General features: G+C 57.8%; 17 protein-coding genes. 8 read left to right on the top strand and 9 right to left on the bottom strand.

Annotated features, from left to right (window positions below):
* Positions 1-813: 813 nt before the first annotated feature.
* Both FBY12_RS06905 and FBY12_RS06900 read right to left on the bottom strand, forming a co-directional pair.
* Positions 814-2,118 (bottom strand): ATP-binding protein, encoded by a 1,305-nt coding sequence (locus FBY12_RS06905; protein WP_145252257.1) that lies wholly within the window; start codon positions 2,116-2,118, stop codon positions 814-816.
* Entirely contained in the window at positions 2,115-2,855 is a 741-nt protein-coding gene (locus FBY12_RS06900; protein ID WP_145252255.1) for a response regulator, read from the bottom strand. The genes FBY12_RS06905 and FBY12_RS06900 overlap by 4 nt, the downstream gene beginning before the upstream one ends.
* Positions 2,856-3,152: 297 nt before the next feature.
* On the opposite strand from FBY12_RS06900, the gene FBY12_RS06895 reads away from it, so the two are divergent.
* From FBY12_RS06895 to FBY12_RS06885, 3 genes are all read left to right on the top strand, one after another.
* A complete protein-coding gene (locus tag FBY12_RS06895; protein ID WP_145252253.1) occupies positions 3,153-3,416 on the top strand; it encodes a DUF2790 domain-containing protein in 264 nt (87 codons plus the stop codon).
* Positions 3,417-3,620: 204 nt separating this feature from the next.
* A complete protein-coding gene (locus FBY12_RS06890) occupies positions 3,621-4,847 on the top strand; it encodes a cytochrome c biogenesis protein DipZ (protein ID WP_145252251.1) in 1,227 nt (408 codons plus the stop codon).
* A gap of 318 nt (positions 4,848-5,165) precedes the next feature.
* Positions 5,166-5,978 carry a class I SAM-dependent methyltransferase gene (locus tag FBY12_RS06885; protein ID WP_121731342.1) on the top strand — a complete coding sequence of 271 codons (813 nt, stop codon included), beginning with the start codon at positions 5,166-5,168 and terminating at the stop codon, positions 5,976-5,978.
* A gap of 202 nt (positions 5,979-6,180) precedes the next feature.
* On the opposite strand, the gene FBY12_RS06880 is transcribed toward FBY12_RS06885, so the two are convergent.
* Together FBY12_RS06880 and pcsA are read right to left on the bottom strand one after the other, a co-directional pair.
* A complete protein-coding gene (locus FBY12_RS06880; protein WP_145252249.1) occupies positions 6,181-6,630 on the bottom strand; it encodes a GNAT family N-acetyltransferase in 450 nt (149 codons plus the stop codon).
* 95 nt (positions 6,631-6,725) lie between these two features.
* Entirely contained in the window at positions 6,726-7,448 is a 723-nt protein-coding gene (gene pcsA / locus FBY12_RS06875; protein ID WP_092280274.1) for a phosphatidylcholine synthase, read from the bottom strand.
* A gap of 325 nt (positions 7,449-7,773) precedes the next feature.
* Between pcsA and FBY12_RS06870 the strand changes: the two genes are divergently transcribed.
* A complete protein-coding gene (locus tag FBY12_RS06870; protein WP_145252247.1) occupies positions 7,774-8,502 on the top strand; it encodes a tellurite resistance TerB family protein in 729 nt (242 codons plus the stop codon).
* 85 nt (positions 8,503-8,587) lie between these two features.
* On the opposite strand, the gene FBY12_RS06865 is transcribed toward FBY12_RS06870, so the two are convergent.
* The 4 genes from FBY12_RS06865 to FBY12_RS06850 all read right to left on the bottom strand — a co-directional run bounded on the left by FBY12_RS06865 (position 8,588) and on the right by FBY12_RS06850 (position 10,274).
* Complete coding sequence (locus tag FBY12_RS06865) at positions 8,588-8,869, bottom strand: hypothetical protein (RefSeq protein WP_092280278.1); 282 nt, start codon at positions 8,867-8,869, stop codon at positions 8,588-8,590.
* 160 nt (positions 8,870-9,029) lie between these two features.
* The gene (locus tag FBY12_RS06860) at positions 9,030-9,311 is read right to left on the bottom strand and encodes a hypothetical protein (protein WP_145252245.1); all 282 of its coding nucleotides are present in this window, start codon (positions 9,309-9,311) and stop codon (positions 9,030-9,032) included.
* Positions 9,312-9,442: 131 nt separating this feature from the next.
* Complete coding sequence (locus FBY12_RS06855; RefSeq protein ID WP_145252243.1) at positions 9,443-9,844, bottom strand: hypothetical protein; 402 nt, start codon at positions 9,842-9,844, stop codon at positions 9,443-9,445.
* Between the two features lie 112 nt (positions 9,845-9,956).
* The gene (locus FBY12_RS06850) at positions 9,957-10,274 is read right to left on the bottom strand and encodes a DUF2388 domain-containing protein (protein ID WP_092280284.1); all 318 of its coding nucleotides are present in this window, start codon (positions 10,272-10,274) and stop codon (positions 9,957-9,959) included.
* Between the two features lie 126 nt (positions 10,275-10,400).
* On the opposite strand from FBY12_RS06850, the gene FBY12_RS06845 reads away from it, so the two are divergent.
* Positions 10,401-11,066, top strand: coding sequence for a polysaccharide lyase family 7 protein (locus FBY12_RS06845; protein WP_145252241.1), 666 nt, complete (start codon positions 10,401-10,403; stop codon positions 11,064-11,066).
* A 208-nt stretch (positions 11,067-11,274) separates the two neighbouring features.
* Here the strand turns inward: FBY12_RS06845 and FBY12_RS06840 are convergent, their stop codons facing one another.
* On the bottom strand, positions 11,275-11,706 hold the full coding sequence (locus FBY12_RS06840) for a nuclear transport factor 2 family protein (RefSeq protein ID WP_092280288.1): 432 nt from the start codon (positions 11,704-11,706) through the stop codon (positions 11,275-11,277).
* Between the two features lie 182 nt (positions 11,707-11,888).
* Between FBY12_RS06840 and FBY12_RS06835 the strand changes: the two genes are divergently transcribed.
* The 3 genes from FBY12_RS06835 to FBY12_RS06825 are packed head-to-tail and all read left to right on the top strand — an operon-like array spanning position 11,889 to position 13,298.
* A complete protein-coding gene (locus FBY12_RS06835) occupies positions 11,889-12,110 on the top strand; it encodes a hypothetical protein (protein WP_145252240.1) in 222 nt (73 codons plus the stop codon).
* 25 nt (positions 12,111-12,135) lie between these two features.
* Positions 12,136-12,567 carry a DNA methylase gene (locus FBY12_RS06830; protein WP_145252238.1) on the top strand — a complete coding sequence of 144 codons (432 nt, stop codon included), beginning with the start codon at positions 12,136-12,138 and terminating at the stop codon, positions 12,565-12,567.
* The gene (locus FBY12_RS06825; protein WP_145252236.1) at positions 12,564-13,298 is read left to right on the top strand and encodes a DUF72 domain-containing protein; all 735 of its coding nucleotides are present in this window, start codon (positions 12,564-12,566) and stop codon (positions 13,296-13,298) included. Before FBY12_RS06830 ends, FBY12_RS06825 begins: the two co-directional genes overlap by 4 nt.
* Positions 13,299-13,358 lie beyond the last annotated feature (60 nt).

Below are 13,358 nucleotides of genomic sequence, written 5' to 3'. Positions count from 1 at the left end.
AATCGTGGTCGCACGCCAATCCCCCACCCAACAAAAATCCCCTGTAGGAGCTGAGCTTGCTCGCGAAAGCGGTCTGTCAGTTGATATCAACCTCAACTGGCCCACCGCCATCGCGAGCAAGCTCGGCTCCCACATTAATTGTGGTCGGACGCCAATCCCCCACCCAACAAAAATCCCCTGTAGGAGCTGAGCTTGCTCGCGAAAGCGGTCTGCCAGTTGATATCAACCTCAACTGACCCACCGCCATCGCGAGCAGGCTCGCTCCCACATTAATCGTGGTCGAACGCCAATCCCCCACCCAACAAAAATCCCCTGTCGGAGCTGAGCTTGCTCGCGATGACGGTCTGCCAGTTCATATCAACCTCATCTGACCCACCGCCATCGCGAGCAAGCTCGCTCCCACATTAATCGTGGTCGCACGCCAATCCCCCACCCAACAAAAATCCCCTGTAGGAGCTGAGCTTGCTCGCGAAAGCGGTCTGTCAGTTGATATCAACCTCAGCTGACCCACCGCCTTCGCGAGCAGGCTCACTCCTACATTAATCGCGGTCGAACGCCAATCCTGCATCCTGCAAAAATCCCCTGTAGGAGCTGAGCTTGCTCGCGATGACGGTCTGCCAGTTGATATCAACCTCAACTGACCCACCGCCATCGCGAGCAGGCTCACTCCCACATTAATCGCGGTCGAACGCCAATCCCCCACCCAACAAAAATCCCCTGTAGGAGCTGAGCTTGCTCGCGAAAGCGGTCTGTCAGTTGATATCAGTGCCAACTGACCCACCGCCATCGCGAGCAGGCTCGGCTCCCACAAGGTTAATGCGGCGTTGGCAATTTCAGTTCTGCGCACAGGCCGCCGCCCTCGCGGTTACGCAAGGTCAGCGATCCGCCGATTGCCAGCGCCAGTTGCTGGGCGATCGCGAGGCCCAGTCCGGTGCCGCCGGTGCTGCGGTTGCGCGAGTTCTCGACGCGGTAAAACGGTTCCATTACCTGCGCCAGATCCTCCTCGGCAATCCCCGGCCCACGGTCCATTACGTTGACCGACAAACTGCCATCGGCCAGCACCTTCACCACCAATTCGGCCGCGCCAGCGAACTTCAGCGCGTTGTCCGTCAAGTTCACCAGCACCCGGCGCAACGCGTGCGGTCGAGTGTCGATGACGGCGGCGCTTTTGCCGCTCAGTTGCACCTGTTTGCCCATGTCCTGATAGTCAAAAACCAGGCTGTCGAGGAACGAATCCAGATCGGTGCGGCGACTTTCTTCGGTCGCGCCGTGAATGCTGCGCGCGTACGCCACGCCTTCGCGCACCAGGTGTTCCATCTCGCTGAGGTCGCTCCACAGTTTGTCTTTCTCGACGCAATCGTCCATGAACTCGGCGCGCAGTTTCATCCGCGTGATCGGGGTTTGCAGGTCGTGGGAGATCGCCGCCAGCAATTGCATGCGCTCCTTGAGATACGCCGCAATTCGCGCCTGCATCGCATTGAACGCCCTGGCCGCGTGGGCGACTTCGGTCGGGCCTTTTTCGTCCAGATGCACCGCCTTGGTATTCGGATCGAGAGTTTCCACCGCCACCGCCAGCCGTGTCAGCGGGCGGATGGCGATGCGCACGGCCAGCCACGTGCAGGCGATCATCAACGCCAATTGACCGAGCAACACAATCGGCAACCACGGCGACAACGGCACCATTGCCGGCCTTACGTCGATGGTCACCGGGCTGCCATCAGTGAGTTTCAGATGCACTTGGAAATGCTTCTGCGGCCCCGGAATATCCGTCACGGTCATCGGGTATTCCATGCCGATTGCGTCTTTGATCGACGTCACCGCAACCGGCATATCGTCCATCGCCGCGCCCGGCGAACCTTCGCCGAGCAAGTAGCGGTAATTGCGCCGTTCCAGTTGCTTGAGCCAACCCGCGCGCTCGTCTGCCGGCAAGCGGTCGAGGATCGCAATCGAGGTCGAAACGTCGGTTTCCAGGTTGCCGAGCATGGTGGTCTTGGCGCTTTCGTAGCGCTCGTAATACTGCGCACCAAACGACAAGACCTGCGCGAGGATCAGGCCGATCAAGAAGATCAATGACAACCGCGAGGCGAGGGTGCGCGGCCAGATCAGGGTGCGTTTCATGCCGATGCCCCGAGTACTTCGACCGGCAGCGAAAACACGTAACCCTCACTGCGCACAGTCTTGATGTAGGCCGGTTCGCGGGCATCGTCGAGCAAGCGCTGACGCAAACGGCTGACCAGCAAGTCGATGGAACGGTCGAACAAATCGGCGTCGCGGCCCTGGGTCAGGTTGAGCAATTGGTCGCGGTTGAGCACTCGTTGCGGATGATCGAGGAACACTCGCAGCAAGCGATATTCCGCGCCGCTGAGGGCGACCATGGTGCCGTCGCTGTCGAGCAGATGCCGCGCGGAGGTGTCCAGGCGCCAACGCCCGAACGCCAGCAGCCGACCGCTTTCGCTGACGATCAGGTTGGGCGGCAGCATGCGCGTACGGCGCAGCACGGCGTTGATCCGCGCGAGCAATTCACGCGCGGCGAACGGCTTGACCAGGTAATCGTCGGCGCCCATTTCGAGGCCGATGATGCGGTCGGTTTCGTCGTTGCGCGCGGTGAGCATCAGCACTGGCGTGGTTTTGTGTTTGCCGGCGCGCAATTCGCGGCAGAGGGTCAGGCCGCCATCGCCGGGCATCATGATGTCGAGCACGATCAGGTCGACCGGTGTTGATTCCAGAAACGAACGCATCTGCCGACCATCCGCCACGACCGTGGTGCGCAAACCGTTCTTCTTCAGATAGTTGCCGACCAGTTCGCGAATCTCGCGGTCGTCGTCGACGATGAGAATGTGATCGACATGTTCCATGGGTGACGCCTCTGTAAATGGGGGATGTCGCGCAGTCTATCGGGCCTTTGTCCGCTCGCCCGCAGGCCTTTGTATTCCACTGTATCTGCGCTGTCGAGGGATACATGCGGACGCAAAAACGTCGATTTTCCGGGCTTTTGTATCGCTGTGTATCGGGCGCTGGCTTTGATACGTAACGACTGATTCAGGGCAAATCCCGACACAGGCGCGATACCTCGCACGCTTTTAATGGACTCCATCGAGGCAAACCAGCAGGCCTCGAATCGACTAACCATTGAAGACTTGAGGATTACCGCCATGAACACCAAAGCCATCTACGCCGCTTGCCTGTTTGCCGCCCTGAACATCTGCACCTTGTCGGCCCGCGCTGAGGCGGATGTCACGCCGAAAACCTACACCTACGGCACGCATCTGGACATTCAGAAAGTCGTGTCGCTGAAACAGGACGCCACGCCGTCGTGCGGGATCGTCAATGCACGGCTGACCTACCTCGATTCGCAAGGCAAAACCCAGGCACTGGATTACAGCAAATTCTCCGATGACTGCGCCGACGGCAGTTGAAATGGCAAGGCAATTGCCAAATTTCCGCAACCCCCACAATCCCCGCAATCCCCTGTGGGAGCCGAGCTTGCTCGCGATGAGGCCAGTCGCCTCAATATCTACAGCGACTGACCCACCGCCATCGCGAGCAAGCTCGGCTCCCACAGGGGTTGTGGTGGCTCCTGCAGGGTTGTGTTCTGTTTTGATTATTTCAGGTGACCTGCTATGTTTCTCATCGCATTTCTGGGCGGTATTTTGACTGTCCTCAGCCCGTGCATTCTGCCGGTCGTGCCGTTTCTGTTTGCCGGGGTTGAACGCACGCGCTCCTCGATATTTTTCACATTGGGCGGCATGGTTTTGACCTTCGCCCTGATCGCCAGCCTGGCCGTGGTCAGCAGCGAATGGGTGATCCAGGCCAACAACACCGGCCGCCATGTGGCGCTTATTGTCATGGTGGTGTTTGCGTTTTCGCTGATTTCCGCGCGCATCGGTGACTGGCTCGCACGCCCGTTCGTGATACTCGGCAATCGCCTCGACCCCGGCAAACGCAAAATGTCCGGCCCGCTCGGTTCAGTGATGATCGGCGTTGCCACCGGTTTGCTCTGGGCCCCGTGCGCCGGGCCGATCCTCGGCGTAATCCTCTCCGGCGCCATGCTGCAAGGCGCCAACGCGCAAACCAGTTTGTTGCTGGTGGCTTACGGATTAGGCAGCGCGTTGTCGCTGGGCACGCTGATCTTCGCCGGACGCAATCTGGTCAATCGCCTGAAACCATCGATCCCGGTCACCGCTTGGTTGCGGCGCGGCGCCGGCGTGGCGGTACTTGCGGCGGCAGCGGTGATATCCACCGGCGTGGACAACGCATTGCTCGCCGGCACCTCATCCGAAAGCGTCACCCGCGTCGAGCAAGGCCTGCTGGAAAACGTGCCGAAGGTGCTCGATTACCTCGTCAGCAAGGTCAAGGCCGACAACGCCATTGACACTGCCATCGACACCGACAAGCGCCCGATGCCGTCGCTCGACGGCGCGGTCGAATGGCTGAACTCACCGGCCCTGAATACCGCAGCGCTGAAAGGCAAAGTGGTGCTGGTCGATTTCTGGACCTACGACTGCATCAACTGCCAGCACACTTTGCCGTACGTGAAGGATTGGGCGAAAAAGTACCAGGAGGAGGGCCTCGTGGTCATCGGCGTGCACACCCCGGAATACGGCTACGAACGCATCATCGATAACGTCAGGGATCAGGTGAAAAAACTCGGCATTACCTACCCGGTGGCAATCGACAACAACTACACAATCTGGCGCAACTTCGACAACCAATACTGGCCCGCCCACTACCTGATCGATGCCAAAGGGCAGGTGCGTTATACCCACTTTGGCGAGGGCAGTTATGAGACGCAGGAACAGATGATCCGACAACTGCTGCAAGAGGCAAAGGCGCCTGCCGCGTCTTAATTTGCCAGCACCAAAACCTGTGGCGAGGGCATTTGCCAACTCGCCACAGGTACTTTGGTGTTTGAAAAAAATGCGGATATCCAGCGTTTTTCGCAACGACTGTTAACTGGGTTTAACAGTTTCACCGCCATTCATCGGCGAGCGCTGTAACCGCGCCTATCTCCAGACGATCGGCGAAGACGCGGCGCAATGGCGGGGCGATAGTTGCAGAGCAGGGTGCTGCTGGCCCCTGTCCCCATAACAAGAAGATTCACCATGGCGGAACCGTCGTCCGTCAGCGCCTGATCTGTGTTTTCACCCGCCAGGGAGCATCACCTCATGAGCACACCGATTGATCTCACTGCCCTGAAAAACCGTCAGATGGCCGCTTGGGCCAGCGGCGACTATGCCGTGATCGGCACGACGTTGCAGATTGTCGGCGAGCAACTGGCCGAAGCCTGCGACTTGCGCTGCGACGAGTTGGTGCTGGATGTCGCCGCCGGCAATGGCAATGCCACGCTCGCCGCGGCACGTCGCGGATGTCAGGTGACGTCCACCGACTATGTTGCGGCGCTGCTGGAACGCGGCGAAGACCGCAGCCGCGCGGAACGGCTGGAGGTGATTTTTCAGGTGGCTGACGCTGAGGCGTTGCCGTTCGAGGACGCCAGTTACGACGCGGTGCTCTCGACGTTTGGCGTGATGTTCACGCCCGACCAGGCCCAAGCCGCCTCGGAATTGGCCCGAGTGGTGCGCCCCGGTGGCCGCATCGGCTTGGCCAACTGGACGCCCGAAGGCTTTGTTGGCCAGATGTTCAAAACCCTCGGTCGTCACTTGCCACCGCCGCCCGGCGCGCAACCGCCGTCGAACTGGGGCAACGAATCCTGGCTGCACACGCATTTTGATGATCACGATTTCCAGACTCAGGTCACGCGGCGGCATTTCAACTTTCGCTACCGCTCGGCGGCGCACTTCATCGAAATCTTCCGCACCTGGTATGGCCCGGTGCACAAGGCATTCGCCGTGCTACCACCGGAAGGCGCCGAGGCGCTGGACAAGGAATTGACTGAATTGCTCAACAAACTCAACCGCGCGGGCGCCGATTCACTGGTGGTGCCAAGCGAGTACCTGGAGGTGGTGATTACCAGACGCTGATCGTTGAGAGGTTTGTCGGATGAGGTTGTGGGGCCTGACAGGACGCCATCGCGAGCAGGCTCACTCCTACAGGTGATCTGTGTTTGGCCGCAAATGTCTTGTCTGCACGCTACCCACTGTAGGAGTGAGCCTGCTCGCGATGTCGGTCTGTCCATTGAAATAAAACCCGGCTGACGGAACCATTCACCAACAGGCACCGCCGCTAAATCCGCTGTTCCATGATGATGGTGCGCTCAGCGCCATGGAATTCATCGCGCACTTTCACAAAACCCAATGTCAGGTAGAAACCTTCGGCGGTAATCGAGGAGGGGACGCGCAGGGTTTTAATGTTGGCATCGCGGGCCACGGAGCGCAGCGTCGCCATCAGCTGCCTGCCCAGCCCAAGACCTTGATGGTCAGGATCAATAAACACACTACGAACAACGTCGTGATCCAGGCTCGCAGCTGCAACGACGCTTTGATCAACCGTCGCCACAAACACCTGCCGCACGCTCATCAACGCAATAACGGATTCGGCAGAAAAACCTTTCTCGACCCGGGCAATCACATCAGCCGGGTAATCCTGGGCATTGGATCGGCGCAAAGACTGAACGATAACGCGGCTGATCGCAGCCGCATCATCAGCACACGCAAGACGAATCTGACTATTCACCTTTCACTTATCCCTGTGATCACCACCGATCTCGGCACCCTTGCATCGGCACGCCGCACGGTGGGCGGCGCTCCGAACGGAATGCGCACAAACGTTTACTTGTGACGCGAAACGTCAAACCACTCCATCGCCGTGCGCCAGATGCAAATCCCCAGGAAGTACGCCGACATCAGCAGCCACAGGCCCATGACCAGCGGGTTGATCACTGGATGGTTGACCACCAGCGACAAACTGCACAGCAGCCAAATGGCGGTGACGGCAATGTTGATCGGCATGAACTTGCGCACGCGGAAAGGGTGCAGGAACTTCATCCGCGTGACGGTCAGCAGCGCCAGGCCGATCACGGTCAGGAAAGTCACCCACGGCGACGGGCTGATGATGTACAGGCACAACGCGACGACGTTCCAGGCAGCGGGGAAACCCTGAAAATAGTTGTCTTTGCTCTTCATGTTGACGTTGCAGAAGCAGAACAGCGACGACACCAGAATCAGCGACACGGTCAATAGCAGCGTGTATTCCGGCAGGGGAATGTAGCGGTAGATAAACAGCGCCGGGATAAATACGTAAGTCAGGTAATCGATGACCAGATCGAGGATCGAGCCATCAAAACTCGGCAGCACCGATTGCACATTGACCTTGCGCGCCAGTGCGCCATCGAGGCCGTCTACGATCAGCGCCACGCCCAACCAGAGCAGGCAATGCGTAGCTTGATTTTCCAGCAGCGCGAGGGTGGCCAGGAAAGCAGTGACCACGCCAGTCGCGGTAAAACCATGGGCGCCCCATGCTTTGAGCCTGGCGATGTGTAGGGTTGATATCACGGGGGCGTTCTCCAAAAAGTGAAGCAAGCCAGTCAGCACCCTTCTATTGGGGGCGTCGGCAAACCGGGGCGGGTTGCAGGTATCGACCGGAAAAGCGGGAATAAGGTTCACCACCTCTCAATCTTAGCTGGCTCGCACGGAAAAACGGTGGAGAAATTTGCCGGGGTTTCCCAGGACATTGTGTTGAAGGGGCCAAATGTTTTGGTACTCGCGGCATATTGGCCTTCGATTCAGCCAGACGGTGCTGGCGCAATCACCACCGGGGACTATGTTTGGCTGACTGCTTATGCCTGTTTAAGCCACGTCTTTTAATGAGGATGGCGTCATGAACACCAGCGATCTGCTTGAACAACTCCTGCGCGGCAGCCAAGGCTCGACGTCGCAGCAACGTGGCGGCGCTTCGCCGTCGACGGGCGGCCTCGGTGGCTTGCTCGGTGGTCTGTTAGGCGCAGGCTCGGGCGGCGGCAGGGGCGGCGGCAGTGGCGGCCTCGGCGGTCTACTCGGTGGCTTGTTGGGCGGTGGCTCGGCGTTGGGCGGTTCGGCGCGCACGCGCTCGGCCGGCGGCACTAATTACGCGGCACTGGCCTCCCTCGGGATGATGGCGTTTCAGGCCTATCAAGCCTGGCAACGCAGCCAGGCTTCGGCGCCGCAACAGGCGCCGCGCACTGTCGATCTGCTGTCCGGCCCAGAAGTCGAGGAACACAGCCACGCCGTGTTGCGCGCCTTGATCGGTGCCGCCAAGGCTGATGGCCGCATTGATGCCAATGAAAAACAGATGATCAGTGCTGAAGTCGCCCGCCACACCGACGACCCGCAACTGCAGCAATGGCTCGACGACGAAGTCGCGCGTCCGCTGGATGCTGGCGATGTGGCGCAATCCGCCACCGACCCGGCGATGGCAGCGGAAATGTATCTGGCGAGTGTGATGTTGGTCGACGATCAGCAGGACGCCGAGCGCGCATATCTGGATGAACTGGCTGCAGCGTTGAAGATCGAGCCAGAGTTGCAGTTGCATCTGGAGCAGCGAGCCAAGAGTGGCTTGGCTCAACAATAAAACAATAAGCAGCCTGCAAGGCCACCGGTAGGAACAACTCCTACCGGATGCCCGAACAGATTATAGGGCTGCTCAAAAACAGGCGTTATTCGCGGCCGTCGTCAGTGTCGTCAATATCGTTAAGGGCTCTTTCGGTCAACGAGATGCAATTCTTTTTGCCTTCTTCCGTGCCTTTAGCCTGTTCCTTTTGAGCATTTTCTACGGCTTGTTTAATCCTGGCATTCAACTCGACACTCTGGACTTTCATCTGCGGCTGAGCATCTTTGATTTTTTGCAGATTGACAGCGCAAAGATCGTCCGCAGCAAATGCGGCGGGCGCCAATAACGTAGCAGCAACAAACAATCCGGCAAGTGCAGAACGCTTCATGGAAATCTCCCTAATGGATAGCTCGACGCTGGTGCAAAAAAATCAGCCCGGCACCGGCTCAATATCAGAAACTCTAAAACTCGTCAGAAACTCTAAAACTGCGGATTCGCCAGGCGCGCCTTCCGGCAACGCCTACCGAAACACGGGTGTCACCCCAAGATTATTGATCGCCCTTGGTGTTGTTTTGAATGTCCTGCAAGGCTTGCGTGGTTAACGAAATGCAATCCTTGGTGCCTGCTTCAGTGCCTTTGGCCTTTGCCGCTTTAGCCTTTTTCACCGTGTCTTCAATATTGGTTTTAAGCCCCTCGCTCTGTACTTCCGTACTCAACTGAGCGTCTTTGATCTTTTGCAGATTGACCGTACACAGGTCCGGCGCAGCGAACGCGGAGGGGGCCAGCAATGCAGCGGCAATAAACAAACCAGCAAGTGCAGAACGCTTCATGAACATCTCCTTAATGGATAACTCGGTGGTTGGGTGAACATCCAGCCCGACACCGACTCAATATCAGGCCCTGAAACAGTGCCTGGAAAATCACTATAGCTAACGATGGCAAAAACGTAGATCAACACACTTCAGGCATCGCGCAACAAGTCATTAGCGTTCAACAACTCGTAGGCAATTTCAGGCCGTTTCTCCAGACTGCGACGAATCGCGGCAGGAATAGATGCACGCGTCTTGCGACACAATCCCGGCAACTCTTCAACAGTGATGCCGATCCCACGCATGGTTCGCACTTCATTGAAACCTGTCGCCAACTCCACGCGAATACCCAATTGTTCAAACATCCGTTGTTGCACTCGTTGCAGGTCGGCGAGGCTTTGCAGATTTTCCAGCCGATCAAGCAGGCGCTTCTCCTCCTGACGCGTCAGAAACAGGATCCGCACATCCGCTCCTGGGGTTTCCAGCAGCGGATCGCGCCCGCAAATGCAGGCGCCGGGCGGGCAGGGTGAGCGAATCGGTGCGGAAGTCGTCATGGGCTCAATCATAGAAGCCCATCAACGGTTTTGCCCACAGCGATTCGACGGACCTCAAGGGCAAGCAGCCAATGCGCCTGCCCCTGACATTCACCCAAATAAACCACGGCGGTTAATGAGCGGCCAACCCTTCGTACTGCACGAGAATCGCATTCGCCAGGTCTTCATCGGTGGCATTCAAACCAGGGTTGTCCTGGCGAATCTGTTTCAACACCGATTCCATATAAACCCCACGAATCGCGCCGTCACTGGCGACAAACGCCGACACGTCATCACGGGCCGGAATCACCATTTTGTGGTCTTTGAAAGTGGAATACAGAGAAGCGGATACCCCGGCGGAGGTCGCGACATCGCCGGCGTCCACACGGGCGAAAGCCGAACCGAACGGCAGGCACAAGACAAGACTGGAAACGAAGAGCATGCGGCGCATGGCGGTGTCCTCCAAAAGCGCGGAGCAAAAATGAAGTAGCACATAACGTAGGAGGCTCGCCGACGAGCAGAGTTCAATGGCGCTGTTGTTGCTGTATGGTCCGCTCGCCCCCAAAGGAGAGCTGAGATGATTGAACTGGCAACCTGGAACTTGACGATTCCTGTCGGCACACCGGCCAAAGTCATCGATACCCCGAGATTGGTGGATGGCTATTCCGACCAATATTTCCGATCTGGCGACAAACTGTTTTTCTGGGCGCCGGTCACCGGCTCCAGCACCGCGAAATCCGAATTCCCCCGCAGCGAACTGCGCGAAACCCTGAGTGACGGCACGCTGCGCAACTGGACCTATCCCGAAGCCAATCACCGCCTCAAAGCGGTCTTGAAGGTTAACCAAGTGCCCTCGATCGGCAGGATCGTGATTGGCCAGATCCATATCTATCAGGGCGAAGGCCCGCTGCTGAAAGTTGAATATCAATACGACGCGGCCAGAAAAAAGGGCGATGTGATTGCCAACTATCGGCTGAAACCCGGCAGTGAGGACGTGACCATCGTGATCGCCAGGGACATCGCCCTCGGCAAGACATTTTCTTATGAAGTGCGCTTCAGTTCGGCGGGTTACTTGAACGTCGATTCACAAGGCTACAGCTGGGGCAAGCAAATCAATTCGAGTTGGAAGAACAAAAAGCTGTACTTCAAGGCTGGCGTTTATGCGCTGGACAACACTGGCTACAAGAATGAGGGCGGGCAGGTGACGTTCAGTCAGCTGGATGTAGCGCATACGCAGCGTTAGATCGGGTTGGGTTAATGGCCTTATCGCGAGCAGGCTCATTCCTGCATCCAGTAGGAGCGAGGCTTGCCCGCGAAGGCGATCTGTCACGCAGCAGTGATGGTGGCCGGCGTGACGCCATCGCGAGCAAGCCCGGCTCCCACAGGGTTTGGTGTTTTGGCAAGAGCCTGTGAGCGTGGTCGCGAAAGCGTTATTCAGTGCAAGTCATTGCTCAGATCCGAAACGCCTGACGTCCCACTAACAGCCACTTGCCATGCTGTTTCTGCCAGATCTGCAAGTTCTCGATTTCGGTCGGTACCACTTCGGTGCCATTTAACGCCTGCGCGGAAAAGTGATTACGCACTAGCGCGGTATCGCCCGACAGGGTGATGGTCTGCTTCTGCATCTCCAGCGTTTTGAAAGCGCTCTTGCCAGTTTCGATGTCGGCAATAAAGGCTTTTTTGTCCTGAACCTTGCCGCTCGAATGGCCGTAACTCAGGGTCGGCGCGGTGAGTTTTTCCAGCGCGGGGATGTCTTTGTGCAGCATGGCTTGGGTCAGATGGTCGACAGCTTGTGCGACATCATTCTCGGCAGTCGCCGGGGCGGCGGCGACGTAGCCGCTGAAGAGGCACAGAAAACCGATCAGCAATTTGGCTTTGGTCATGGGTGTTTCCTTGTTGTTGTGGGGTACGAACCGACTTTATTTGTCAGTCGTCGTACAACGTAGCAGATATTTCTGGATGTGTGCAGCGGTTGATTTGAGTCGCCATAGCCATCTGTCGGGCGTGAGGAACGGCGGCCAGGCACGACCCTTCCAAGAGAAAACAACCCTCGAGAGAAGCAGCCATGAACAATGAACAAAAGCGTGAAGCCCTGGTTGCCTGGTACAAAATGTTGCGCCAACCAGAAATCCGCATGGACAGCGAAGAGCAATACGATGAACTGCTGAAAGCTGCCGATGAAATGGAGTGTGCCGGGCTTATCAATAGTTCGGAGTGGCGGGTGTTAGTCAGGGAAGCAGGCGTTGCATTTGCCAATTCGATCCAAGGTGTTGGCGGCGGTACCTGAGTAAGCGCGCAAGGATGGGCAAGTTATGACTAAAACAATTAGCGCGAATGATCTTGGCATTCAATTGAACAAGGGCGATGAAAGCGCCTTGTTCAAATGGTTTATTGCCAGTTTCCTGATGGGTAAACGCATTCAACGGGATATCGCTGCAGAGGCGTATCGCGTGATTGTCGAAAAACATTCGCGCGATACCGCACGCAAGTTGTCCGGTTGCAGCCATCGAGAACTGGTGGTGATGCTCGGCGAAGCGCATTACGTGCGTTACGACGAAACTACGGCCGAGCGCTTGCGCCATCTAGGCAAAAAACTCGTCGATGAATACGCCGGCAAGATTGGCAACATTCAAAATGCCAGCGAAGATCGCAAAGACTTCGAAAAACGTCTCGGCGAGTTTGAAGGCGTCGGGCCGAAAACCATCGAAATATTCATGCGCGATGCGGCGGCGGTGCTCTATTGAGTTCGCTTTATATCGGCTGTGCCGGCTGGAGTTTGCCGCGGGAACATTGGCCATTGTTTCCCGAGCCCGGCACACACTTGCAGCGCTATGCGGCGCAACTGAACGCGGTCGAAATCAACAGTTCGTTTTATCGTCCGCACCGGCCAAAGACGTATTTGCGTTGGGCTGAATCAGTGCCTGCGGGATTTCGCTTCTCGGTAAAGATGCCGAAGTTGATTACCCATGTTCAACGTTTGCAGCAGTGCGAAGGCTTGCTTGATGAGTTCCTGTCGCAGTGTTTGCAGTTGGGCGACAAGTTGGGTTGCCTGTTGATTCAGTTGCCGCCGTCGCTGGCCTATGACCCGGCGGTGGCAGAAGAATTTCTGCGCATGCTGCGGCGCCGCTACGAAGGCACGGTGGTGCTTGAACCGCGCCATGAAACCTGGCGGGCAGCGCATGGTTTGCTGGTCGATCAGCGAATTGGCCGAGTGGCCGCCGACCCGTCGCCAATCACCGGTGGCGAGGTGCCGGGCGGTTGGTCCGGGGTCCGCTATTGGCGGATGCACGGTTCGCCACGGGTTTATTACAGCAATTACGATTTGCAACGATTGCAGGCGCTGGCGGCGAAAATTCAGTTGTCGGTAGAGGCGGGGGCCGAGACGTGGTGCATTTTCGATAACACGGCGAGCGGGTGTGCGCCGGGGAATGCGCTGGGTTTGCGTGGGTTGCTTAGGGCTTGCGGGTTGGATTGAGGGTGTTCGGGCGGGTGTCTTCGCGAGCAAGCTTTGTTCCTGCGAATGAGGGCGGACCTG

Source organism: Pseudomonas sp. SJZ131, assembly GCF_007828705.1.
Classification (GTDB): Bacteria; Pseudomonadota; Gammaproteobacteria; order Pseudomonadales; family Pseudomonadaceae; genus Aquipseudomonas; species Aquipseudomonas prosekii.
The sequence above is the reverse complement of the archived record's forward strand: the minus strand, read 5'-3'. Positions and strand labels throughout refer to the sequence as shown.